This is a genomic window from Paraburkholderia largidicola (genome assembly GCF_013426895.1).
Lineage (GTDB): Bacteria > Pseudomonadota > Gammaproteobacteria > Burkholderiales > Burkholderiaceae > Paraburkholderia > Paraburkholderia largidicola.
The window spans coordinates 693,830-718,198 of sequence record NZ_AP023176.1; the positions used below are offsets into that span (position 1 = coordinate 693,830).

A 24,369-nucleotide genomic window follows, 5' to 3' on the forward strand; every position below is an offset into this window, starting at 1 on the left:
GGCAACGCCTGAGCCGCTGAATATCGCAGCGCAGCTGCGCGAGACAGGAGACAGCATCTTGGCCACCACGGACAGCAAAGCTTCCCAATTGATCGAAAAACACACGATTGGCTATGTGCCACCCGCGGATCGTCACGGCAAGGTGCGCGATCTGTTCACGCTCTGGTTCGGCGGCAATATCGCGCCGTTGCCGATCGTGACGGGCGCGCTCGGCGTCCAGCTTTTCCATTTGAACCTGTTCTGGGGCATCGTCGCGATCGTTGTGGGGCAGGCCGTCGGCGGCGTGCTGATGGCGCTGCATTCCGCGCAAGGTCCTCAAATGGGCATTCCGCAGATGATCCAGAGCCGCGCGCAGTTCGGATCGTGGGGCGCGCTGCTCGTCACGGTCATTGCGGGCGTGATGTATGTGGGCTTCTTCGCTTCCAACATCGTGCTGGCGGGGAAATCGCTGCACGGAATCGAATCGACTGTGCCTGTGCCGGTAGGCATCGTGCTTGGCGCGTTGGGCTCGGGGCTGATCGGCATCATCGGCTATCGCTTCATCCACATACTGAACCGGATCGGCACGTGGGTGCTGGGCATCGGCATCTTTGTCGGCTTCTGGTACATCCTGACGCACGTGTCGACGGCGGACTTTCTGACGCGCGGCGGTTTCAATATCGCTGGATGGCTCGCGACGGTCTCGCTGTCCGCGCTCTGGCAAATCGCGTTTGCGCCGTACGTGTCCGACTATTCGCGCTACCTGCCTGAGAATGTCAGTGTCGCGTCGACGTTCTGGGCGACGTATCTGGGCTGTACGATCGGCTCGACCCTCGCGTTCGTTTTCGGCGCCGTTGCCGTGCTGGCCGTGCCGCCCGGCGTCGATGCGATGGATGCCGTCAAGCAGGCGACGGGGCCGCTCGGCCTGCCGATGCTGGTGCTGTTCCTGCTGAGCGTCATCAGTCATAACGCGTTGAATCTCTACGGCGCGGTGCTCGCGGCGATCACCTCGGTGCAGACCTTTGCGTACCGCTGGATTCCGACGGCCAAAACGCGTGCGGTGTTCTCGGTCGTCATTCTTGCCGCGTGCTGCTATGCGGCGCTCGGGGCGTCGACGAACTTCGTGGGCAACCTGGTCGATCTGGTGCTTGCGCTGCTCGTCGTGCTCGTGCCGTGGACGGCAATCAATCTGATCGACTTTTACGTCATCCATCAAGGCAAGTACGACATCGACTCGATCTTCGAGGCGGACGGCGGCATTTACGGACGCTTCAATCCGCAAGCGCTTATCGCCTACGCCGTGGGTATTGCCGTGCAGATTCCGTTCATGAACACGCCGATGTATGCCGGACCCGTACCTGGCTATCTGGACGGCGCGGATCTTTCGTGGGTGATCGGGCTGGTGCTGACGTCACCGCTGTACTACTGGCTGGCAACGCGGAATACGACGTATCGGCGCCGTCTGAATGCGGGGTTGGGGGCGACGGTTCGTTGAGCGAGTGTCGATCTGAAACTGTCGTAAAGAGCGGAGCCCCGCGTATCGCGGGACTCCGAACGCGGTACATCTGAGCGGCAGCCCTGCCGCTCGATCATTCTCAGCCGCCATTCGCGGCGTGACGAAACGAAGGGCGCGCGTCGCGCGCCAGGTCACGTCTTAAATAGCGGTTTCATAAGCCTTCGGGAAAGCCGCTATCTGCGTGGCTCGCTTCTTGCACCCACAGCATGTGTCGATCTCCATTGCCACATCGGTTCGGAATTGATCGACACCATATTGGGGGCACAGATGGACCCGCTAACCGACCGCCAATGGGCGCGCGTCAGTCATCTGTTCGACACGTCTGCAAAAGCGGGGCGACCCGCCGCCGATCCTCGCGCTGCGTTGAACGCCATTCTATGGGTCGTCGTTCAGGGCAAGCGTTGGCACCATCTTCCACCCGGGCATCCTGCTTCCCAGACGTGCTACAACAAATGGCTGACCTGGAAAAAGGACGGCACGTGGCAAAAGATCGTCGATGAGTTGGGATCGGAACTCGTTCTACCACCAGCGTGACACTCGATTTGCGCCTATGCTGCTGACATGGGTCGCATGTCGCTTGAGGCAGAGCTTGCAAATGCCTGAATGCGCATCCTGATGCTGGAGGTGGCGGATGAAAGAGGAACAGATTCGTGAGGTCCTGAATGCGCACTGGCGCGCGTCGGCGGAAGGCGACCTCGAACTGGAACATGACATTTATCACGACGACGCCATTTGCGATTACCCGCAATCAGGCGAGCGCATCCTTGGACGAAGCAATCTGCAGGCGTTGCGCGGTCATCATCCCGGCCGGCCTTCTGGTTTCGAGGTCAGGCGAATTCAGGGTAACGGCGATCTCTGGATCACGGAATACATGATCAATTACACGGATCGTGCGACCTACGTCGTGAGCATCATGAGATTCCATGACAGCAAGGTCGTACACGAGACGCAATACTTTGCGGACCCCTTCGATGCACCAGACTGGCGTAGTCAATGGGTTCAGCGTATCGCGTGACGAATCCGTTCGGCCCTTCTTCCGCTCGCACGCCACCCGGACTATACGGAAGTATGACCCGTCCATCCCATTGCAGTGACGGTTTCGAACAATAGTGGGGTGGTTATCTGTAGGCTATACGACTAGTTTTACCAACAAGGTCGAACGTGATTGCCGTCATGTCGATCTGGGTGTGTCACGCGCAAGATAACGTCGTTCCAGTCGCACACGTGCGGATCCGGAAAATGAAAATCGCTATTGTCGTGCTCGACGGTGTGCAAGCGCTGGATATTGCCGGCGCACTCGATGTCTTCGCCGAAGCGAATAAATGCCTGCGGGCAGCCTGTCAGTATCAGGTTTCGTTGATCGGTGAACGTGCGGGCCCGATAGCTTGCTCGAATTCGATGCAGCTTTCCGTTCCGTTCGACTACACGGCGTTTCGAACCTCTGTCGATGTGTTGCTGGTGACGGGGAGAGCGCACGCGTCGAACTGTCGCCCGAAGCGCGACTTCCTGGACTGGCTGCGCGATCGTGCTCTTCAATCGAAGCGGATCGGCTCCATTTGCAATGGGGCGTTTCTGTTAGGGCAGGCAGGTGTGCTCAATGGCAGAGAAGTCAGCGCCAGTTGGGCCGATGCCAGTTCTCTGGCAAGAGAATTTCCGCTGGCACGCATCCGCCCCGACAGGGTCCTGATCCGCGATGGCAACCTGGTCTCATGCGCCGGTGCAACGGCGGGCTGGCATCTTTGCCTTTCCCAGGTCGCCGACGACTGGGGCCATGAATTCGCTGCACGGATCGCGACACGGCTCGGCATGGACATGGATCAGGAGGGCCGACCGTATATCGATCCCGCTGCAGGCAAGAGCACGCTGATCGAGAAAGTACAGCGCTACGTCAACGAACATATCGCCGATGAACTGTCGATCGAACAGCTTGCGAGCGCCGTCTCCGTTAGCAGAAGAAGTTTTTCGCGGCTGTTTGCAAAACACGCGCAGACCACACCATCCGCATTCGTGGAAGAACTTCGGGTAGACGCCGCGAGAAAGATACTGGGTGAGACGGACGATCCGCTGAAGACCGTTGCATTCAAATGCGGTTTTCACAACGCGACGCATATGCGTATGGTTTTTCTTAGGCGCATCAACGTGACACCTATGCAGTATCGACAGCAAAAGCGAAGTGGCCAGAGTGTGCACGGCATGCCGCGACGCATGCATCGGACGGATCGATCCATTGACTTCGAGGCCACGGCGTAAAGCACGGGCGACCAATGCCATGCGACGATGATATTGGCCGCCACGCGAACCTGGCGTTTCACCTTGAGCGCATGATCGACGTCACGATTGAGCCGCGCTTCGCACGCGCCGGTTGCCACCAAGCCAGTGGTATGCAGAAGCAACGAGCCCCAGTGCAATGCCGAAGACGACGACGCCCGTCCAGCCGAAGCGGGTCATCAGCCAGCCGCTGATCATCACGCCGATGGCGCCGCCGGAGAAGGTGGCCGTCATATAAAGACTGTTGATGCGGCCTTGCGCCTTGGGATCGACGGCAAAGGCGCGCGTCTGGTTGGACACCAGGCCCGACTGCACACCGATATCGAGCACGATGACGCCGATGATCAGAAACGCAAGCGAAGACTCCGCGCCGGCGAGCAGCACATAGGCCAGCGTAACGATACCGATGCTCGCCGCGATGACGGTCCGCGAGCCGAGCCGATCCGTCGCACGGCCGCCGAGCGAAGCGGCCAGTGCACCCGTCGCGCCAATGATGCCGAAACCACCAGCCCACGCACTGCCAAGATGCTGCGGCCCGTTTGCGAGCAGCGCTGCCAGGTTGACCCAGAACGCGTTGAAGCCGGCCCACAACAGCGCCTGAACGATCATCGATTCGCGAATTGGGCGATTGTCCCGAACCAGCGGCCAGAGCGAAACGAGCAGACGACCGTAGGAGAGATCGGTGGAAGGCACGCCGCGCGGCAGCAGCGACGCGGCAGCGATCCAGACGGGGATCATGAACAGCGCTTCTACGCCGTAGACCGCGCGCCAGCCGTAGGCCGCGCCGACCACGCCGCTGATCGTACGGCCCAGCAGAATGCCGACCATGATGCCGCTGACGACCGTGCCGACCGAACGCCCGCGTTCACTCGGCAATGACATGACGGCTGCGAAGGGCACGAGCTGCTGAGGCACGCAACTGACGACGCCAAGTCCGAAGGACGCGCCGATCAACGGCCAGATGCCGGGTGAGAACGCGGAACCCAAGGCGAAGACGAAGGCGAGCGCAATCTGCGCGAGCACGAGCTTGCGACGGTCGAAGCGATCGCCGAGTGGTAACAGCAAGGCAAGACCCGTCGCAAAGCCGAGCAGCGCCGCGCCGGCGACCAGATCGACGGTGGTCAGGTCGACCTGCAGGCCGGACGCGATCAATGGCAGGATCGGTTGCGTGCAGTAGATGTTGGTGATCACCGCGCCCGCGATGACCGCCATCATGACGATCCTGGCGCGTGACGCGACCGCGGGGGGCTGGGGTTGATCAGGTGTGGTTGGCAGGCCGTTCACGGCACTCTCCTTTTCTTTCGATCTTCAGGGCATGAAGCACGACGCTGTGGCCCATCGCCAGAAGGCTACGCGCTTGCATTTCTAAAGAGAATCTCCCAACATCGGGAATCATCCTTCCATTTTTTGATAGGCCCATCCGATGAACCGGCTTGATTCCATGTCCATCCTTGTCGCTGTCGTTGATTCGGGCAGTCTGTCGGCGGCGGCGCGGCGCCTCGGCATGCCGTTGGCGACGGTGAGCCGCAAGGTGGCAGAACTGGAATCGCATCTGAAGACACGTCTGATTCAACGCACGACGCGGCAGTTGTCATTGACGGAAGCGGGCGCCTCGTACGTGGCGGCGTGCCGGCGGATCCTCGATGAGATCGCGGAAGCCGAGCGTGCGGCGACGGGCGAATACGCGTCTCCCAAGGGCGAACTCGTGGTCACGGCACCCGTCGTGTTCGGCCGCTTGCACGTCGTGCCCGTGGTTGCGGAATTTCTCGCGCACTATCCGGAAATCGACGTGAGTCTCATGCTCACGGATCGCGTCGTCCATCTGATGGAAGAGCAGGCGGACGTCGCCGTCCGGATCGGCGAACTGCCCGACAGCACGCTGATGGCGACGAGAGTGGGAACGGTCCGCCGCGTCGTCTGCGCGAGCCCCGCGTATCTGGCAACACATGGTGTGCCCGTCAAGCCGCGCGATCTCGCAGCGCATCAGTGCATCACCTTCGAGGTGCTCGCCTCGACGCGTGCCTGGGTGTTCGGGTCGGGCAAGTCGGAAGTGTCCGTGCCCGTTCAGTCACGATTTGCCGTCAATACGGCGGAAGCAGCGATCGCAGCCGCGAAGCTCGGTGTCGGACTGGTGCGTGTGTTGTCGTATCAGGTCGCGGATGCCATTCGTGACAACGGACTGAGCATCGTGCTCGACACATTCGAATCGGCACCCTTGCCCATCAGTCTCGTGCATAAAGGCCAGGCGCCTTTGCCGCTCAAGTTACGCGCGTTTCTCGACTTCGTGGCGCCGCGTTTGCGGACCCGTACCTCGCGCATACTCGATGACGCGACGACAGCATGAACCGCGCTCAAGTGTGCTTTGGAAACGGCTTGCTCCAGAACTTCGACGCGGCGAGACCGTAACGCCAGGGCAAAGCGATTGCCCTGGTAATGCCGATGCGCGGCCCCGTCACGATCGACACTGGTTCTTGCGGCGCTTCGATATGGAAAGGCGCTTCCAGTAACGACATGCCGTTGTGCCGGTGCGTGATGCCCAGTGCCTGTCCAACGCGGCCTGGTCCGGAACAGAGCTGACGGACCGGTTCGAGCCCGCGCCGCTGGCGCATTGCGTCCAGGCCGGTCAACGGTTCGATCGCGCGGATCAGTACGCCGGCGCCGTGACCTTCTTCACGGCACACGAAGTTGAGGCACCAATGAATGCCGTACGACCGGTACACGTAGACGTGTCCGGGCGGTCCGAACAGGACGGTGTTGCGCGTCGTCAGTCCGCCGAAAGCATGCGACGCCGGTTCCTCGGGATCGTACGCCTCCGTTTCGACGATACGGCCGCCAACGCCATCCACGGTCAGGATCGCGCCGATCAGCCGCTGTGCGACCAGGTCGGCGGACGCCGCAAAATCGATCGATCCGATATTGGAAGAAAGGCGTAAGGTCACGGTGGGTAAGGATTCAACTGCAAACCTGTGCAGCGACACAGACAGATTCGCGGTTAAAACAGCTTGCTCATGTTATCGGTTGCGGCGTAGGGTCGACGCGAGTATTCACTACCCGGACTGATGTTTAAAGACGCGAACGGAAAAGACAGGTTTCGCGTTGCTCAACAGTCTGACCCGTCAGGGTGCGCGTTGCTTGCGCAACGAAGTGGTCACGTACCCTCCCAATACGCAATACGGGAAGCGACATATACTCTCGCCACTTGCTCAAGCATCAGAACGAGAGGCGACCATGTTGCAAATGTCCCGCCGTCAGTTCCTGAAGGTGACGGCGAGCACGCTGGCCGGATCGAGTTTGGCCCTGATGGGCTTCTCGCCGGAACCCGCGCTCGCCGAAGTCCGACAGTACAAACTGGCTCGTACTACCGAAACGCGCAACACGTGTCCTTATTGCTCAGTCGGCTGCGGCATCCTGATGTACGGCCTGGGCGACGGCGCGAAGAACGCGACGGCCAGCATCATCCACATTGAAGGCGACCCCGATCACCCGGTCAATCGCGGCACGTTGTGCCCGAAGGGTGCGAGCCTGATCGACTTCATCCATAGCCCGAGCCGTTTGAAGTATCCCGAGTATCGCGCTGCTGGCTCCGACCAATGGCAACGCATTTCATGGGACGACGCGCTTGACCGCATCGCGAAGCTGATGAAGGAAGACCGCGACGCCAACTTCGTCGAGAAGACTGAAGATGGCAAAACGGTCAACCGTTGGCTGACCACGGGCATGCTGGCGGCATCGGCGGCCAGCAACGAGGTCGGTTATCTGACGCACAAGGCCATCCGCAGCATGGGGATGCTCGCGTTCGACAACCAGGCGCGTGTCTGACACGGCCCGACGGTGGCAGGTCTTGCCCCGACGTTTGGCCGTGGAGCGATGACGAACCATTGGGTCGACATCAAGAACGCGGACGTGATTCTGGTGATGGGCGGCAATGCAGCCGAGGCGCACCCATGCGGTTTCAAATGGGTGACGGAGGCGAAGGCGCACAACAAGGCGAAGCTGATGGTGGTCGATCCGCGCTTCACGCGAACGGCGTCGATCGCGGACTTCTATGCGCCGATCCGCACGGGTACCGACATCGCATTTCTTGGCGGCGTGATCAACTATCTGCTGACCAACGACAAGATCCAGCACGAGTACGTGAAGAACTACACGGACTTTGCGTTCATCGTCCGCGAAGACTTTTCGTTCAAAGACGGCATCTATTCCGGCTACGACGCGAACGCGCACAAGTACCCGGACAAAACGACATGGGACTACGAGCGCGGCGACGACGGTTACGCAAAAGTCGACATGACGCTGCAGCATCCGCGCTGCGTCTACAACCTGCTCAAGCAGCACTATTCGCGCTACACGCCGGAGATGGTCGAAAAGACCTGCGGCACGCCGAAGGACAAATTCCTGCACGTCTGCGAGACGCTTGCGACGACCTCGACGCCCGGCCGCGCCGGCACGATCCTTTACGCACTCGGCTGGACGCAACACTCCGTTGGCGCGCAGATGATCCGCACGGGTGCGATGGTGCAACTGCTGCTGGGCAATATCGGCATTGCAGGCGGGGGGATGAACGCATTGCGCGGCCATTCGAACATTCAGGGTTTGACGGATCTCGGGCTGCTGTCGAACTCGCTGCCCGGCTATATGACGTTGCCGAACGAGCCTGAGCAGGATTTCGACGGCTACATCAAGAAGCGCGCCGCACAGCCGCTGCGGCCGAACCAGTTGAGCTATTACAGGAACTACCGCGCGTTTTTCGTCAGCATGATGAAATCGTGGTGGGGCGCCGCTGCGACGGCCGACAACAACTGGGGCTATGACTACCTGCCGAAGCTCGACAAGCCATACGACCTGATGCAGATGATCGAGCTGATGAATCAGGGCAAGGTCACCGGCTATATCTGCCAGGGCTTCAATCCGCTCGCGGCAGCGCCGAACAAGGCGAAGACGTCGGCGGGCCTCGCAAAGCTGAAGTGGCTCGTCATCATGGACCCGCTCGCGACGGAAACCTCCGAGTTCTGGAAGAACTACGGCGAATACAACGACGTCGATGCGTCGAAGATCCAGACGGAGGTGTTCCGGCTGCCGACCAACTGCTTCGCCGAAGAGCGCGGTTCGTTAGTCAGTTCGAGCCGTGTGCTGCAATGGCACTGGCAAGGCGCACAGCCGCCCAATGAGGCACGCAGCGACCTCGAGATCATGTCGGGTCTGTTTCTGCGCATGCGCAAGGCGTATGTGGAGCAGGGCGGCAAGTATCCCGATCCGATCGTGAAACTCGACTGGCCTTACGCGAACCCTGAAAGCCCGACGCCCGAAGAGATCGCAATGGAGTACAACGGCCGCGCACTCGCCGACATTACAGACCCGAAGGATGCATCGAAAGTGTTGGTCAAGAAAGGCGATCAACTGGCCGGCTTCGCGCAACTGAAGGACGACGGCACGACGACGAGCGGCTGCTGGATCTTCTGTGGCGCGTGGACCCAGAACGGGAACCAGATGGGCCGGCGCGACAACAGCGACCCGACGGGCATCGGCCAGACGCTGAACTGGGCATGGGCGTGGCCTGCGAACCGGCGCGTGCTGTACAACCGCGCGTCGTGCGACCTCAGCGGCAAACCGTTCGATCCGAAGCGCAAGCTGATTGCGTGGAACGGCACGAGCTGGAGCGGCCCCGACATTCCCGACTTCAAGATCGACGAGCCGCCTGAGAACGGCATGAATCCGTTCATCATGAACGCGGAGGGTGTCGCGCGTTTCTTCGCGCGCGATGCGATGAACGAAGGACCGTTCCCCGAGCACTACGAGCCATTCGAAACGCCGCTAGGCTACAACACCTTCCATCCCAACAATCCGCTGGCGACCAGCAACCCGGCTGCGCGCGTCTTTCCCGACGATCGTGCGGCGTTCGGCAAGTCGCCCGAATTTCCGCATACGGGTACCACCTATCGTCTGACCGAGCACTTCCACTTCTGGACCAAGCACGCACGTCTGAACTCGATCGTGCAGCCACAGCAGTTCGTCGAGATCGGCGAAGACCTCGCGAAAGAAATCGGTGTCGTCGCGGGCGATCGCGTGAAGGTGTCGAGCAAGCGCGGATATATCGTGGCCGTCGCCGTCGTCACGAAGCGGATCAAGCCATTGATGATCGACGGCAAGAAGGTGCAGACGGTCGGCATTCCGCTGCACTGGGGTTTCAAGGGGCTCACGAAACCTGGCTATATCACGAACACGTTGACGCCTGCCGTGGGCGACGGAAATTCGCAGACGCCGGAATCGAAGTCGTTCCTCGTCAAAATCGAGAAGGCATAGGGGAGACGTCATGGCATTTCAATCGCTCGATATCAGACGTCTCTCTGCCACTACGGTACAGCCGACGTCGGTGCGCGAGCCTGTCACCGGCGACGTCGCGAAGCTGATCGACGTCACCAAGTGCATCGGCTGCAAGGCGTGCCAGACGGCGTGCATGGAATGGAACGACCTGCGCGACGAGGTCGGCATCACGACGGGCATCTACGACAACCCGCGCGACCTCACCGAGCATTCGTGGACGGTGATGCGTTTCACCGAGTACGAGAACCCGAAAGGCGATCTCGAATGGCTGATCCGCAAGGACGGCTGCATGCACTGCGAAGACCCCGGTTGCCTGAAGGCGTGTCCGTCGCCGGGTGCGATCGTGCAGTACACGAACGGCATCGTCGATTTCCACGAGGAGAACTGCATCGGCTGCGGCTACTGCATTGCGGGCTGCCCGTTCAATATCCCACGGCTGTCGAAGACCGATCATCGCGTCTACAAGTGCACGCTCTGCTCGGACCGCGTAGGGGTGGGTCAGGAACCGGCGTGCGTCAAAACCTGCCCGACGGGCGCGATCGTGTTCGGCACCAAGGTCGACATGATCCAGCACGCGGAAGAACGCATCGTCGACCTGAAGGAACGCGGCTTCGAACACGCGGGACTGTACAACCCGGCAGGCGTGGGCGGCACGCACGTGATGTACGTGCTGCATCATGCTGACCAGCCGTCGCTGTATCACGGGCTGCCCGACGATCCGCATATCAGCCCGTTCGTGAAACTGTGGAAAGGCCTTGCGAAGCCGCTCGGCGTCGCGGCTATCGCGCTGACGGCACTGGCGGGCTTCTTCCACTACACGCGCATCGGTCCGAACGAAGTCAGCGAAGAAGACGAAGACGCCGCCCGCAACGCCGCGCGCGATATCCGCGAACGTCGCGAGCACAAGCCCGAGGAGCCCGTCAAATGAAACATCATCGGCATGAGAACCCGGACCTGATCGTGCGCTATACGCCGAACGAACGCACGAATCACTGGATCACGGCAATCACGTTCGTGCTGCTCGCGCTGTCGGGCCTGGCGCTGTTTCATCCGTCGATGTTCTGGCTGTCCGCGCTGTTCGGCGGTGGACAGTGGACGCGTATTCTGCATCCGTTCGTCGGTCTCGTGATGTTCGTGTCGTTCATGATTCTTGCGCTGCGCTTCTGGCATCACAACTACCTCGATGCCGACGACCGGCAGTGGCTGCGCCAGATCAACGATGTACTCACCAACCGCGAAGACCGGCTGCCCGAAGTCGGCAAATACAACGCCGGGCAGAAGCTGCTGTTCTTTGTTCTTGTGGTGTGCCTGCTGCTGTTGCTGCTGAGCGGCATCGTCATCTGGCGCGCGTATTTCGCGTTCTATTTTCCGATCGAAGTGGTGCGCGTCGCGGCCGTGATTCATGCGGCGACGGCGTTCGTGCTGATCTGCAGCATCATCGTGCATATCTACGCGGCGATCTGGGTGAAGGGTTCGATCGGCGCGATGGTGCGTGGCACGGTGACGCTCGGTTGGGCGCGCAAGCATCATCCGAAGTGGTTTCGCGAGAGTATCAAGTAAGCCCGTGCAGTCAGTGCGCTTGTTGGCTCAGTGCAAAAACCAACTAAACCAAAGTATGACCGCCAATACAAAAGTGCAATCGACGCCTGGTCGCGTTTGCGCTCTTATGTGATTCATGCGTGTGTCTTCGTCCCGAGAATTTTCGATCTGGATGAATGATCTGAAGCGATCAAGATGAAGTGACAGGACTTCGCTGCGGCTCGCCTTTGCCGACGCCGCTCGATGTCCTTTTGGTTCGCGTGGCAGCCACGAATAAACGAAGAAAAACAATCCAATACTTCGGCCGCGTAAAAATATAAATAGCTGTTTGACGATCGGCTTTCACATAAATAAATATCCGCTTCTTGAGCCGCCAGAAACGTACTTCCGAGGAGTCCGGACACCACACGCTATTTGACGATTCTTCACTGGACGAAGTCGATTTCTTTCAAGAGGTGGCAAATGAAACGAATCGCTGTTGTCGCATTCTCGATGGTCGCAGCGACTGCTGCGCACGCACAGAGCTCCGTGACCCTTTACGGTCTCATCGACGCAGGGCTCATGTACACAAACAACGTGGTGAAGGGCGGATCGCATGGTTCACTGTTCCAGGCGACCAGCGGCGAAATCAACGGAAGCCGGTTTGGTCTTCGCGGATCTGAAGACCTGGGCGGCGGTCTGCATGCAATCTTCGTTCTGGAAAATGGATTCAACGTGCAGAACGGCAAGCTTGCGCAAAATAGCCGGCTTTTCGGCAGGCAGGCTTTCGTGGGCATCAGGAGCGACATGTTCGGCACGTTGACATTGGGACGTCAATACGACTTCCTGACGGATTACGTCGCGCCATTGTCAGGCGTCTCGGGGACTTTGGGCGACACCGGGTTTGCTCACCCGTACGACAACGACAATTTCGATCACTCTTTCCGTATCAACAACGCGATCAAATACAGCAGCCCCGACTATCACGGTTTCAAGTTTGGCGGCATGTACGCGTTCTCGAACAACCAGAACTTCGCAAACAATCGGGCCTACAGCGTCGGCGCGATCTATAGCCGCGGTCCGTTGAATATCGCGGCGGCTTATCTGCAGATAAACGGATCGAACTCGACGACGTCGGCTACGGGCGCTATCGACACAGCCGAATCGGGCGCAAACGGGGTAGGCGGATTCCAGCTTGGCGCCGACGTACAACGCACCGCAGCGGCCGCCATCAACTATAGCTATGGTCCGGCCGTTGTCGGGTTTGCCTATTCTCATAGCCAGTTCCAGGGCACGCAGTCGTTCGGGTCCAATAACGGCACGCTCCGCTTCGACAACTACGATCTAAACGTGAAATACGCACTCACGCACGCGTTCGCGCTTGGCGGGTCGTACACGTACACGGACGGACACGTATCCCAAACCACGACCTTTGGCGCAGATCCGAAATGGAATCAGGTCAATGTGCAGGCAGTCTATTCGTTCTCGAAGCGCACGGATGTCTACGCCGAAGCGATGTACCAGCACACGACTGGCCACGGCTATGTGGCGTTTATCAATAACTCGGGCGGTGCGTCATCGACGGCCAATCAGGTTGTCGGCACGGTGGGCATGCGCGCACGGTTCTGATCGGGTCCAGGCGAAGCGAAAAAGACGCACAGACCTTCGAGGTCTGTGCGAAGCCGTCGAGGAACTCGACAGCGGAGGTGATGTACAACGACTCGGGCCCGCTATCGAATTCAACAGCGACAGCCGGCCAGTTTTCATATCAGATCGCGCGCATGTCAGGGACGGTTGTACATCGCGTCCCAGTCCGCCTTCGAGACGGCCGCGTGACCTGCGCTAAACGATCCGCTGGTGACCCCACCGACGCCCGTCGCATTGTTCTGCGCGGCGACCTTCGCTTCGGCTGCCTGAATCTGTTCCGGATAGGTGGTGTTGTCACCATCGCCGGGGTGATAGCCAGCCTTTTCCAGCTGAACGAGTTCGGCGCGCACCTGCGCACGGGTGATGGGCTGGTTCGACTGCGCAAATGCGGCTACGGGAGCGGCGAGGGCAGCGGCAATAACAGCGGCTTGAATCAGGGACTTCATGATAGTGACCTCCAGTATTTGTTTTGGTCTTCAAACGATTTCTGTTCGAGAACCAGTGACTGCAGTGTAGATAGCAACAGGCGCGAGATTAAGGTGGCCAGGTGGAAAGCATTGTTGTTGGGTCTGTGCATGCACAGCATGTCGAACATGCCAACGACGCTCACCATTTGCATCGACGTACGCCCCTCGCCCGGTGGGCAAGGGCCGGCAACGCTGCCGACACGTGAGGCAATACCGTGCACGTTGGGGATTTATTCCCCTCGGGAAACACTGTTGTGCTGGGAAGCAGGGAGAGGGCTTGATGGACAGCGGAAAGGGAACTCGACAACGCAGACACACACGCGCGGCCAACATGCCTCACGCAGCGTGCGAAACGAGTGAAGCATGACCGTTCGTATCACGGACGCTGCCACTGCATAGACCAGGAAGCCGTGCCACGCTGCGCGACAGGCTGACTCTATCGTTCCACGCGAATCTATCGCCTTGATGCGAAAATCACGCTTTGTCCATCGACCCGTGTTTTGGAGAACTCGCGTGCACGACTTCCCTCGCATCAATCCCGTTCGCCTGCTCGACGATCTCAAGACGCTGCGCAGCTTCGGCGCCAACGGACCCGGCGTGGTGCGCCTGTCGCTCTCACCGGTCGATATGGAAGCGCGCCGATGGCTCGCGGGGCGCATGACGGATGCCGGGCTGGACGCGGCTATCGATGGTGCCGGTACGGTGTTCGGACGCTCGCGCAAGTCCGGCCCGGCGCTCGTTATCGGCTCGCACACCGATACGCAGCCGACGGGCGGCTGGCTGGACGGCGCGCTCGGCGTGATCTACGGGCTCGAAATCGCGCGCGCCCTTCACGAATGCGCGGCAACGCGTGATTTCGCGGTGGACGTTGCCTCGTGGATCGACGAAGAGGGCACGTTTTCGAGTTTTCTCGGCAGCCGTAGTTTCGTCGGCGATGCAATCGATGCGTCGTTGCAGCACGCCCGCAATCGTGAAGGCGTGTTGCTCGGCGATGCGCTCACGCAAGCAGGCCTTGCGAACGCGCCGCGCGTGGTGCTCGATCGCGCGAGACAACGCGCGTATCTCGAACCGCACATCGAGCAGGGCGGTCGGCTCGAAGCATCGGGGAAGTCGATTGGCGTGGTGACGACGATTGTCGGCATCCGCGAGTTTCAGTTGCGCTTCACCGGACAGCGCAATCACGCGGGCACGACGCCGATGTCCATCCGGCGGGACGCGGGTGCGGCGTTGGTTGCGTTCATCGCGCGCATCGACGCGGCGTTTGGCCGGCTGGCGGACGCGGATACGGTGTGGACGGTCGGCCGGATCGATCTCGATCCGGGTTCGTTCAGTGTGGTGCCCGGCAAGGCTGAGATGTACTTGCAGTTCCGCGACGGCAACCCCGAGCGGCTGCATGCGATGGAAAGCGCCCTTGCTGTGTTGGTGGACGAGTGGAATTCGCAGCATGCCGTGCCCGTCGAGCTGATGCCTTGCGACGGTCCCGAGGAGCCGGTCGTGATGGATACGGCGTGGCAGCAGCATATTGCGCAAGCGGCCGAAGCGGTCGCGCCGGGACAGTGGATTCGGATGCCGAGCGGCGCGTCTCACGATGCGCAGGTGATCGGGCATCACATTCCCGCTTGCATGCTTTTCGTGCCGAGCATTGGCGGCGTCAGTCACGATTTCATCGAAGATACGGCCGAGGCGCATATCGTGCTCGGATGTGAGGTGGCGGCACGGGCGGCGGCGGGGATCGTGGAGGCGTTGCGGCTTTCAGCTTGATGGCTGATGTCCCGTTTGCATCCTCAGAAAAAATACGCGATCAGCAGTCCCTCGGTCACGACGCCGAGAATCGTACTGATCAGGATGGTTGCGGTGGCGTCGCGTGTGTACGTATTGCTCTTGAGCGCGAACATGGCGGCCGCGGTGGCCGTCGGCACGGCGCCCGTGATAACGGCCTGGTGAGCCGGTGCGCCCACGACGCCAAACAATACGGCGCCGAGCGCCATCAAGGCCGGTTGCAGGAAGTTCTTCATACCCAGATTCGCGAGGACGTTGGCGTTGATCACGAAGCGCTCGCCATAGAGTATCAATCCGAGCGCAAATAGCGACGTCCCGCCCGCGGCCTTTGCGATCAGGTCGACGGAGGTCAGGACGGGTCCGGGCAGCGTGACATGGCAGAAGCTCAGCACCATGCCCGAGATCGGCAGCCAGACAATGGGATGGATGACGGCGCGCGCGATACTTTGTCCAAATACCCGCAACACGTCCGGCTGCGCCTTTCCCGCCTCGTTCTTGTCGCCCAGTCCGGTCAGGACGATGGTGAGCGGCAGCATGAAGATGCTGGTGACGAGATTGCCGACCAGCACCGCGAGAAATCCCTCCGGCCCGAACACGGCGGCGAGAATCGGCGCGCCGAAATAAGCCATGTCCGGAAAAGCGCACACCAGTGCCTGCATGGTGGCGGTGCGCAGGTCATGCCTGAACACAAAGCGGCCGACGCCCAGCGCAATGACATACGTACCCATCAAGCCAAGTGTCAGGCACAGCGCGAAGCCCACGTTGTGCAGCTTGTCCGGCGAGGTCTTGACCGCGCCTTCGAACAGCGCAAAAGGCAGCGCAAACCGGACCACCAGGGTTGCCAGCACGCTGGCGTCGTCGTGCTTCAACAAGCCGATGCGCACCGAGAGCCAACCGAGCATGATGACGAATGCAACCGGCAACAGTCCATTGAGAATGGTGTTGAGCAAAGGACGACTCCTGTTTTATTAACCGGTAGATATCGCGCTGCTTTTCGATTCGCTTGCACGGCATGAGCCGATTCACATCGAACGTGTCGCACTTCGTTTGGCGAGCAGTTCACAACCATAACGCGCAATGTCGGAGCACGCTGTGAAGGTGCCGCTCGTCGAACACAGTGTCGGGAGGCTTTCTCACACGGGGTGTGCGTTGGGGAATGGCGATCCCTGGTCTAGCTGGCAATCGCAGTGACGCTGATTCTCATTGGGGAAAAGGTGATTTTCGTTTTGCTCATCGCGGGTCTCGACTGTCTGCTTCTGCGGGACGTCAACCGCTAGACGCCGGCGCAACGGCAAGACTCAGTGCAACTCCGCGCGGAAGAAATCGACCACATCTTCATTGAACTGCTCATGGAACGCAGCGCGATCGAAGCCCGGCAAGCTATTGCAAAGGGCGGGCATTTTGCGGGCGAGGCGCGCATCGCAAGGCGGCAGAAAATCGTAATGTCCTGCGTTCGGTACAACGTGATAGTCGGGCGGATGGGGCAGGTCGACGCGCACTGCCTCTTCATAGTATGGGTCCGGCTGATGACGGTCATCGGCGGCCCGCCACAGTTGAATTGGCGCGCGCACGCCGCTCAAACCTGCGCGTCCAAACGCGAATCCGAAAGCGGGAGCCGCAATCACGGCGGCCTTGATTCGCGGGTCCCGCAGCCACACGCTGGCGGGCACAGTCTCAGCCAGGTCGGGATTGACTCCGGCATGCTGCAGCGCGCTGCACAGGTCGTGATCCGGGTGTGCGTGACAATATGGAGCGATCTCGGACAGGTTCGGTACACCGCCCAGCATCACGAGCACAGTGAAGCCGCCATTGGAGAAGCCGAACGCGCCGACGCGCGCCTTGTCCAGATGCTCATGATCGGCCCATTCGTCGAGCATGTAGTCCACCAACCGATGCAGTTGAACCGGACGACGCCATAGCTGCATAACGCGGCTCTGATCGTCGAACGTGTCACCGGCATGACTTACCGCCGCTGCCACGAAGCCGGCGCGGGCAAGCGCGATGGCGGTGTCGTAATGGCTGTCGTACCAGCCGCCACCGCCGTGCGAGATTACGATTAACGGCAAGCGACGGCCTGCGACGGGTGCATCCCGTGCGACAGTCTCCGTGTGGGTGCCGACGGTTTGCTCGACTGCAGCAGCGTCCGTCGGATACCAGATTCCGACCGTCAATGGCGGTTCCGCACCATTGGCGATCTTCACTTCCTCGAAGCCGACGTTGGCAGCAAAAGCTGGCGTAGCAAGCAAACCGCAAACGACAGCAACCACAGCAAATAGCCTCACGACAGCAATCTCCCTCTGTGCGTTGTTCGCGCCGCGCGCCGTTGCAGCTTTCATGAATCTGATCGGATCAGTTATGGTCCGGCTTACCCCACAAAAGGGATTCAGGATGCCGTTGCAAATACTCCGACAGTGAGCCAAGACTGGCAAGCGTTCGACGCAATTCGCCCAGCGCCTGATGCACTTCGGCTTGAAGCGGAGAGTCCTTCGCAAGCGTAGCGTTCGCCGCGTCGAACGAACGCTGCGCGGCTTCCAGTTCCGCCCGCGTCTCGGGGACCAGCTCGCCATCGATCTTCTGGAACAGCGACGCCGAGTTCCGGAGCGCCTTGTCGAGATTGTGTCCAATCTCATCGATGGGCACATCGTCGAGTTTTTTCACGATGCTTGCAAGCTGGTCCTGAAGTTCTTCGAGTGTATTGGGTACCGTCGGCAGTTCGACGGGCGTTCGCTGCGTATCGATCCTGACCGCGCGAGCGTGTGGAAAGAAGTCGAGTGCGACGTAACGCTGGCCGGTCAACACGCTGCCCGTGCGCAATTGTCCGCGTAGCCCGTCGGCAACCAGTTGATGCAACAATCGTCGGCCCTCGGCGCCATCGCCGTTTCCTAGCGCTTCCCGGTAGCGTCGTCCGAGCCGCGACGGGTAAAGATCGAGTGTAGCGACCATGTCGACGTGCGCGGTTCGAACATTGAAGTCGACATCGATAGCCACGACCTGACCCAGTTCGACACCGTGGAAATCCACCGGTGCACCGATCGACAAGCCACGCAACGACTGTCCGAACCGCATGAGCACACGCGCGGCCGGACCATCCTCGGCTTGACGCGCGGCCTCCGTCCGCGTCGCGGACAGTGCGAACGACGTGCCATCCGATGCCTGAGATCGCGTCGTTGCCGGCCCAACGATATCGAACGCGACCCCTCCGGAGAGGATCGACGCGACCGATTGGGTGTCCAGTCGCAGCCCGTTGGAATCGAAGCGCAAGTCGATTCCGCTCGCGTGCCACCATTGCGTAGTCGAGGTGACAAACTGGTCGTAAGGCGCGTTGACGAAGACATCGACGATCACCTCCGCGCCATCCTTCGAAAGCGAATAGCCGAGAACCTGACCGGCCTGAACGCGGCGGAAGAGGACGGGCGAGCCAGGTGTCAGCGACCCCAGAGAGCTTGTGTGAAGCACAAAGCGTTTTCCCTTCTGATCGGAGGTGACGGAGGGCGGCACTTCCAGGCCCGCAAAGTCTTTGCAAACGCCGGCAGTGCGCCCCGTATCGGCGGCGATATACGAACCTGAAATAGCCGTTGCAAGCCCGGAAATACCTGTCATGCCGATACGCGGACGTACCACCCAGTATCGCGTATCGCATGCCGCAAAGGCTTTTGCCGAGTCGTCCAGTTGCACATCGGCGAGAACCCGTGCGCGATCGGATGTGAGATGCAGGTCGGTGAGCGTGCCAATCTCGACATCCCGGTATCGCACCCGCGTCTTACCCGCCTCGAGTCCTTCGGCGCTCGTAAAACTGATCCTGATACGAGGTCCGCGTTGCAAGACGGACGCAACGAGCAGCGCGCCGCACATTAGCAGCGCGGCAAGAGGAATGAGCCATACAGCCGACGGCCGGCGCCGGCTCTTCATCACAGCGTTCCAGTGATCACGTCGCACAGTCGCCTGCCGAACCGGCGAACGATGGCTGCGCACGCCTTCAACCGGCGGCGCAGACGCTTCATCGCTGGCCGATCGCCGTGACTAGTGAAGGTTCGCATGTGAGCTGACGGCCAGCGCGATGTAGACAAGCGCTGCGAACACGCCCGCCATCGTCCCGAGCACATCCCTGTAGCCAGCACCGCGCGTGAAATGAACCGGGAGTCCCACCACGAAGTAGGTGACCGCGAACACGATCACGACCATCAATGGCGGCGGTGTCGTCATGACGAGGTCGGCCAGGGCATGCATCATGGCGTAACCACGTGGCTTGCCGGGTGTTACTTCAGTTGCGCGACGAGGGCATCGGCACCCTTGTCGATCCCGGTTCTGGCGGCGCTGAGCGAGCCGAACGCGGCGGGCAGATTCATCGCGTTGGGATACTGCTTCGTCACATATGCCCTCAACAGATGCCCATTGGAACTGTCGTACACCTCGACGGCGTAAGACACCGAGCCGCTGAACGCACCTTTGCCGCCGCGGATGGCCTGCACGCCGTTATAGAGATTTCCGGCGATATCGAAGTGCATCACCTGTCCGACGAGTGCCGTGGTGGGTTCCGCGCCCGTCAGCGTGAGCTTGATACGCAGGGTGGCAGGCGAGGGCTGTGCGGCGATTTCGAAACGCTTCGACAGTTTCGATGCGAACGTCTTGCCCATGTAGTCAGCGAGGGCGGCCCGGTCGTCATCCTTCATATCCCCGAACTGGTTGTCATTGCCCCGATAGACATCGACGGGATCGACGATCACCTGGTTGTAGCGCGACCAGACCACGGGGGCAGCGAACCGGTACGGCACCTTGGCGGAGTCGTCATCCCGGTTTTGCTTCAGTTGCGGCGCGGAGGCGATACCCGAGTACGCCACGGGCTGCACGCCAGCACAGGCCGTTAAGGCCAGCGCGGTTGCGCCGGCGAAGAGGAGCGGAGTCAGTCTGAGCTTGAGCATGTGGTGTTCCCTGGAAGCCGATGGCAGGTGTCGGAAGAGCGTCACGTCGGGTGAATCCCGATGTGTGGCCGAAGCGTAGCATCGCCGTTTTCATATGTAAACCGTCTACCCGGTTTGTTTTTATGGAAAACTCGGGCGTACAATTCAGGCTTCACCAGCATGAACGCCCGGTTTGTATCGGATATCAGCGGCTGGCGGGGCGGGCATCAGCCGCCGCCAGACCTGCAACAGACGGCATGACCGGTTGACGCGACGACATCATTATTGATCAATGGACAATCAGACCCGTTCCGAGACGACCCGCAAGAAGGCTATCGACGCCGCATTCACGATCCTTGCGCGAGAAGGCGTGGGTGGCCTTACCTTCGATTCGCTGTCGCGCGAGAGTGGCGTGAGCAAGGGAGGGCTGCTGCATCAGTTCCGCACCAGGCATGGTGTGCTGACGGCGCTGCTCGATTTTCAGCGGCAACAGTTTGAACAGATCCGGCTCGACTACCTGGCCAAAGAAGCAGGCAAGAAAGCCGAACCCAATCTTTCGGCGCATATCGCCGTCTATCGGGAGTCCATCAAGCAGCCACACTCGGTCGCGCGAGCGGTATTGGCTGCATTGGTCGAGAGTCCGGAACTGCTCGACGATTCCAAAGCGGCGGACGCCGACAGGATGAAAGCGCTTCAGCGCGAATCGGGCGACCTCGAGCTTTCATTGCTTCGCTATTTCGCTGCAAGCGGCATCGCGTTCAATTCATTGCTCGGACTCGCACCGCTGCCTCAAACCATGATCAATCGTCTGTTTGACCGCTTGCTCGATGAGGACAGCTGGCAGACCCAGAAGCAGCAGCCCAAAGCGCCAAAGCGGGCTGTGCGATAAGGTGCGCCAGCGCTGCATCTAGTTTCGATACGACGGGTCCCGTCTGTCGAGAAAGCGCAGCATTGCGGGCCATTCCATTTCGCCGTATGGGCGGCGCGTTTCCGGCTTGTACAGATGCGCGGTCTTGTCGATCACATGCTGCGGCGGCATATGCAGTTCGGTATTGCACGCCATCGCATCGACTTGCGCGCGGCACGCGTTCTCGAGCCAGTAGATCGCATTGAAGGCTTGCGGAATCGAGGCGCTCGCAACCAGTAGTCCGTGATTGCGCAGGATCATCGCCTCGGCCTGGCCCAGATCTTCCGCAAGCGTCTTGCGTTCTTCGAGATCGATCGCGACGCCCTGATAGTCGTGATACGCAACGGGACTGAAGCGCATCGCGGTTTGCGTGAGCGGCAACAACCCGCACGACAACGCCGACACAGCGAGCCCGCCACGGCTGTGCGTGTGGATCACGCAGTGTACGTCGTGCCGTGCGCTGTGCACGGCGCTATGAATCACATAACCGGCAGCGTTCACACCATACGTGCCCTCGTTCGGATTGAACAGAACGTTGCCGTCGATATCGATCGTGATCAGACTCGACGCCGTGATCTCCTCGTACATGTAGCCATACGGATTGATCAGCAGCCGCGTGTCGTCGCCAGGGATGCGCGCCGTGATGTGGTTGTACACGAGATCGCTCAATCCGAAATACGGCATCAGCCGATAACACGCGGCAAGATCGACACGCGTGTTCCATTCGGCTTCGGAAACCATCGACTTCACATTCGACGGCATCTGTTGTTCCATCAGCATGTTCGTCTCCAGTACTCAACAGGATCACGCGCTCATTGCGGGTCGAACCCGTAGAGCGCGGCAGGGTTGTCCACGAGAATGCGTCGTTGCGCCTGTGACGAGGGCGCCCATCGCATCAATGCATCGAGCAGTTCGCCGTCGTCGGGCATCGTGCCTTCCAGATTCGGATGCGGCCAGTCCGTGCCCCACACGCACCGCTCGGTCGCGACGCGCGCCAGCAGCGTCGCGAGTGCGTCGACATCGTGAAACGGATAGCCTACGCTCGAACAGCGATAACCGCACAGCTTCAACCACGCGCGTCCACCATCGAGCAGCGCGCGCAGCGCCGTGACCGCCGGATGCGCGATGCCCCACGCGGCCGGTATCTGTCCCATGTGATCGATGACGACATCGGTGGGCAGGCGGCGCAGGATCGGCAGCAGATCGGGCAGATCCTCGCCGTTCGCGTAGATCTGCGTGTGCCAGCCGAATGGCGCGATCCTGTCGGCGAGCTGGATCAGATGATCGACGGGCGGCCCGCCCGGCGTCACCAGATTGACGCGCACGCCGCGCGCACCCGCTTCGTGCATCTGCCGCAACTGGGTCTCGCCGATCTGCGGATCGACCACGACGACGGCACGGCTGCGTTGCGTGCCGAAGTGCGCGACGGCATCCAGCGTGCAGCGATTGTCCGTCGCATAGAAGCTGGGCTGCACGATCACCACGCGTTGCGTGCCGAGCACATCCTGCACATGCTCATACTGGGAAAGCGTTGCCTCGGGCGGCGTATAGGCGCGTCGCTCGCTCAACGGAAAACGTTCGAACGGACCCGTGATGTGAATATGGCAATCGCACGCGCCGGGCGGCGCCTTCTGGTCGGGCGTCTTGATGGTCGCGCGTGGAGCCTGGCAGGTTGCGGACATGTGTCGGTGGCGTTGACGGAAAGGGTCGATGTCAGGACGGCGTATAGCTGCTCGCAGCGCCGCCCTCGGTCTGCAGCGGCGTGTCGGCGTCATCGGGCAAGGGTCTGCCGAGCGTTTCGGGTAACAGCAGCACGGCGAGAAGCATGACGGCATAAGCCGCGATACCGAACGCCGCAATCGCATTGCCCAGTCCCATCACGCTCGTCAGCTTGCCCACCAGCGCCGGGAAGAGTGCGCCGATTCCGCGGCCGAAGTTGTAGCAGAAGCCCTGGCCCGCCGCGCGCATGCGCGTCGGGAACAACTCGGTCATGTACGGTCCCATTGGCGAGAACATCATGAACGCGCAGAGGCCGAGTGGAAAGCCGAGCACGAGCATCGCGCCGTTGCTGATCGGCATCAGCATATAGGCGGCGAGAATCACGGCCGAGCCGATCGCGCTGACCATGAAAGTCCGCTTGCGCCCAATCGAATCAGCCAGATACGCACCGAGGATAAAGCCGACGAACGCGCCGAGAATCATCACTGTCGTGTAGCTCGCAGTGCCGATGACCGACAGGCCGCGTGCCGTCTTCAGATAGGTCGGCAGCCAGATCAGGAACGTGTAAGAGCCGCCGATCGACCCCGTTGCGAGCGCCGAGACCCTGAGCGTCGTCGCCAGGTAGTCGAGGCGGAAGATTGACAGCAACTGACGCAGCATGCCGCGGTTGCGCCGCTCGCGTCGCCCCTTGGTGAACACTGCTGATTCAGGCACGTGCCGGCGCACCCAGAACACCAGAACCGCGGGCGCGAGGCCGACCCAGAACAGCGCGCGCCACGCGAGTTGCTCCGGCATGATCGAAAAGAACAGGCCGAACAGCAAGGCGGCCATGCCCCAGCCCACGGCCCAGCCGCTCTGCACGATGCCGACGGCGCGGCCCCGGTACGCGCCGCGCACCGTCTCGCCGATCAGCACGGCGCCCGCTGCCCATTCGCCGCCAAAGCCGAAGCCCTGCAGTGCGCGGCAAATGAAGAGCTGCTCGTAGTTCTGCGTGAAGCCGCAGGCGAAGGTGAAGATCGCGTACCAGAGAATCGTCGCCTGCAAGACGGCGACGCGACCGAAACGGTCGGCGGCCAGGCCGCTCAACCATCCGCCGACAGCCGACGCCAGCAGCGTCACGGTGCCGAGCACGCCGGCTTCGGCAGCCGTGATGTGCCAACCGACCATCAGCGCCGGAATCACGAAGCTGTAGACCTGCACATCGAGCGCGTCGAGTGTCCAGCCAAGAAAGCAGCCGGCCATGGTGCGCCGCTCAGTCCTGTCGAGCTCCGTCATCCACATGTCTGTCTCCTTGCCGATGCTCGTCGCGCGCCGGCTTTGATCGAAACCTCCGGCATGCAGGAAACCATT

Annotated in this window: 22 protein-coding genes; 11 read left to right on the plus strand and 11 right to left on the minus strand. The window is 60.9% G+C overall.

Translation table 11 applies throughout. The annotated features are described in order from the left end of the window. Positions 1 to 58: 58 nt before the first annotated feature. From PPGU16_RS31830 to PPGU16_RS31845, 4 genes are all read left to right on the plus strand, one after another. Positions 59 to 1,474, plus strand: a complete 1,416-nt coding sequence (locus tag PPGU16_RS31830; RefSeq protein ID WP_180726696.1) for a purine-cytosine permease family protein — start codon at positions 59 to 61, stop codon at positions 1,472 to 1,474. Positions 1,475 to 1,762: 288 nt separating this feature from the next. Beyond that, complete coding sequence (locus tag PPGU16_RS31835) at positions 1,763 to 2,029, plus strand: transposase (protein WP_180726697.1); 267 nt, start codon at positions 1,763 to 1,765, stop codon at positions 2,027 to 2,029. A gap of 97 nt (positions 2,030 to 2,126) precedes the next feature. Further along, complete coding sequence (locus PPGU16_RS31840; protein ID WP_180726698.1) at positions 2,127 to 2,510, plus strand: nuclear transport factor 2 family protein; 384 nt, start codon at positions 2,127 to 2,129, stop codon at positions 2,508 to 2,510. Positions 2,511 to 2,734: 224 nt separating this feature from the next. Next, complete coding sequence (locus PPGU16_RS31845; RefSeq protein ID WP_180726699.1) at positions 2,735 to 3,745, plus strand: GlxA family transcriptional regulator; 1,011 nt, start codon at positions 2,735 to 2,737, stop codon at positions 3,743 to 3,745. A gap of 81 nt (positions 3,746 to 3,826) precedes the next feature. On the opposite strand, the gene PPGU16_RS31850 is transcribed toward PPGU16_RS31845, so the two are convergent. Beyond that, complete coding sequence (locus PPGU16_RS31850; RefSeq protein ID WP_180726700.1) at positions 3,827 to 5,047, minus strand: MFS transporter; 1,221 nt, start codon at positions 5,045 to 5,047, stop codon at positions 3,827 to 3,829. Between the two features lie 139 nt (positions 5,048 to 5,186). Between PPGU16_RS31850 and PPGU16_RS31855 the strand changes: the two genes are divergently transcribed. Continuing rightward, complete coding sequence (locus PPGU16_RS31855; protein WP_180726701.1) at positions 5,187 to 6,107, plus strand: LysR family transcriptional regulator; 921 nt, start codon at positions 5,187 to 5,189, stop codon at positions 6,105 to 6,107. Between the two features lie 7 nt (positions 6,108 to 6,114). On the opposite strand, the gene PPGU16_RS31860 is transcribed toward PPGU16_RS31855, so the two are convergent. After that, entirely contained in the window at positions 6,115 to 6,702 is a 588-nt protein-coding gene (locus PPGU16_RS31860) for a DNA-3-methyladenine glycosylase (RefSeq protein WP_243460741.1), read from the minus strand. A gap of 289 nt (positions 6,703 to 6,991) precedes the next feature. Between PPGU16_RS31860 and fdnG the strand changes: the two genes are divergently transcribed. From fdnG to PPGU16_RS31880, 4 genes are all read left to right on the plus strand, one after another. Then, on the plus strand, positions 6,992 to 10,063 hold the full coding sequence (gene fdnG, locus PPGU16_RS31865) for a formate dehydrogenase-N subunit alpha (RefSeq protein ID WP_180726702.1): 3,072 nt from the start codon (positions 6,992 to 6,994) through the stop codon (positions 10,061 to 10,063). A 10-nt stretch (positions 10,064 to 10,073) separates the two neighbouring features. After that, complete coding sequence (fdxH, locus tag PPGU16_RS31870) at positions 10,074 to 11,012, plus strand: formate dehydrogenase subunit beta (RefSeq protein WP_180726703.1); 939 nt, start codon at positions 10,074 to 10,076, stop codon at positions 11,010 to 11,012. Then, a complete protein-coding gene (locus PPGU16_RS31875) occupies positions 11,009 to 11,644 on the plus strand; it encodes a formate dehydrogenase subunit gamma (RefSeq protein ID WP_180726704.1) in 636 nt (211 codons plus the stop codon). Before fdxH ends, PPGU16_RS31875 begins: the two co-directional genes overlap by 4 nt. A gap of 441 nt (positions 11,645 to 12,085) precedes the next feature. Continuing rightward, positions 12,086 to 13,231 (plus strand): porin, encoded by a 1,146-nt coding sequence (locus PPGU16_RS31880; protein WP_180726705.1) that lies wholly within the window; start codon positions 12,086 to 12,088, stop codon positions 13,229 to 13,231. Positions 13,232 to 13,386: 155 nt separating this feature from the next. Here PPGU16_RS31880 and PPGU16_RS31885 read toward each other — a convergent pair whose 3' ends face one another. Further along, a complete protein-coding gene (locus PPGU16_RS31885; RefSeq protein WP_180726706.1) occupies positions 13,387 to 13,695 on the minus strand; it encodes a DUF4148 domain-containing protein in 309 nt (102 codons plus the stop codon). 534 nt (positions 13,696 to 14,229) lie between these two features. Between PPGU16_RS31885 and PPGU16_RS31890 the strand changes: the two genes are divergently transcribed. Further along, positions 14,230 to 15,477: a Zn-dependent hydrolase gene (locus tag PPGU16_RS31890; protein ID WP_180726707.1), complete on the plus strand. Its 1,248-nt coding sequence runs from the start codon at positions 14,230 to 14,232 to the stop codon at positions 15,475 to 15,477. Between the two features lie 23 nt (positions 15,478 to 15,500). On the opposite strand, the gene PPGU16_RS31895 is transcribed toward PPGU16_RS31890, so the two are convergent. From PPGU16_RS31895 to PPGU16_RS31915, 5 genes are all read right to left on the minus strand, one after another. Next, complete coding sequence (locus PPGU16_RS31895; protein ID WP_180726708.1) at positions 15,501 to 16,445, minus strand: AEC family transporter; 945 nt, start codon at positions 16,443 to 16,445, stop codon at positions 15,501 to 15,503. Between the two features lie 348 nt (positions 16,446 to 16,793). Then, positions 16,794 to 17,831, minus strand: coding sequence for an alpha/beta hydrolase family protein (locus PPGU16_RS31900; protein ID WP_243460742.1), 1,038 nt, complete (start codon positions 17,829 to 17,831; stop codon positions 16,794 to 16,796). A 13-nt stretch (positions 17,832 to 17,844) separates the two neighbouring features. Further along, on the minus strand, positions 17,845 to 19,404 hold the full coding sequence (locus tag PPGU16_RS31905) for a PqiB family protein (RefSeq protein WP_180726709.1): 1,560 nt from the start codon (positions 19,402 to 19,404) through the stop codon (positions 17,845 to 17,847). A gap of 111 nt (positions 19,405 to 19,515) precedes the next feature. Then, positions 19,516 to 19,725 carry a hypothetical protein gene (locus PPGU16_RS31910; protein WP_405032065.1) on the minus strand — a complete coding sequence of 70 codons (210 nt, stop codon included), beginning with the start codon at positions 19,723 to 19,725 and terminating at the stop codon, positions 19,516 to 19,518. Between the two features lie 26 nt (positions 19,726 to 19,751). After that, complete coding sequence (locus PPGU16_RS31915; RefSeq protein ID WP_180726710.1) at positions 19,752 to 20,414, minus strand: DUF3313 domain-containing protein; 663 nt, start codon at positions 20,412 to 20,414, stop codon at positions 19,752 to 19,754. Positions 20,415 to 20,685: 271 nt separating this feature from the next. On the opposite strand from PPGU16_RS31915, the gene PPGU16_RS31920 reads away from it, so the two are divergent. Then, on the plus strand, positions 20,686 to 21,282 hold the full coding sequence (locus PPGU16_RS31920; RefSeq protein WP_180726711.1) for a TetR/AcrR family transcriptional regulator: 597 nt from the start codon (positions 20,686 to 20,688) through the stop codon (positions 21,280 to 21,282). A gap of 18 nt (positions 21,283 to 21,300) precedes the next feature. Here PPGU16_RS31920 and PPGU16_RS31925 read toward each other — a convergent pair whose 3' ends face one another. From PPGU16_RS31925 to PPGU16_RS31935, 3 genes are read right to left on the minus strand one after another with little or no spacing between them, the layout of a single operon-like run. Continuing rightward, positions 21,301 to 22,080, minus strand: a complete 780-nt coding sequence (locus PPGU16_RS31925) for a class II aldolase/adducin family protein (protein WP_180726712.1) — start codon at positions 22,078 to 22,080, stop codon at positions 21,301 to 21,303. 32 nt (positions 22,081 to 22,112) lie between these two features. After that, a complete protein-coding gene (locus tag PPGU16_RS31930) occupies positions 22,113 to 22,982 on the minus strand; it encodes an amidohydrolase family protein (protein ID WP_180726713.1) in 870 nt (289 codons plus the stop codon). Between the two features lie 31 nt (positions 22,983 to 23,013). Continuing rightward, positions 23,014 to 24,300, minus strand: a complete 1,287-nt coding sequence (locus PPGU16_RS31935; RefSeq protein WP_180727134.1) for an MFS transporter — start codon at positions 24,298 to 24,300, stop codon at positions 23,014 to 23,016. Positions 24,301 to 24,369 lie beyond the last annotated feature (69 nt).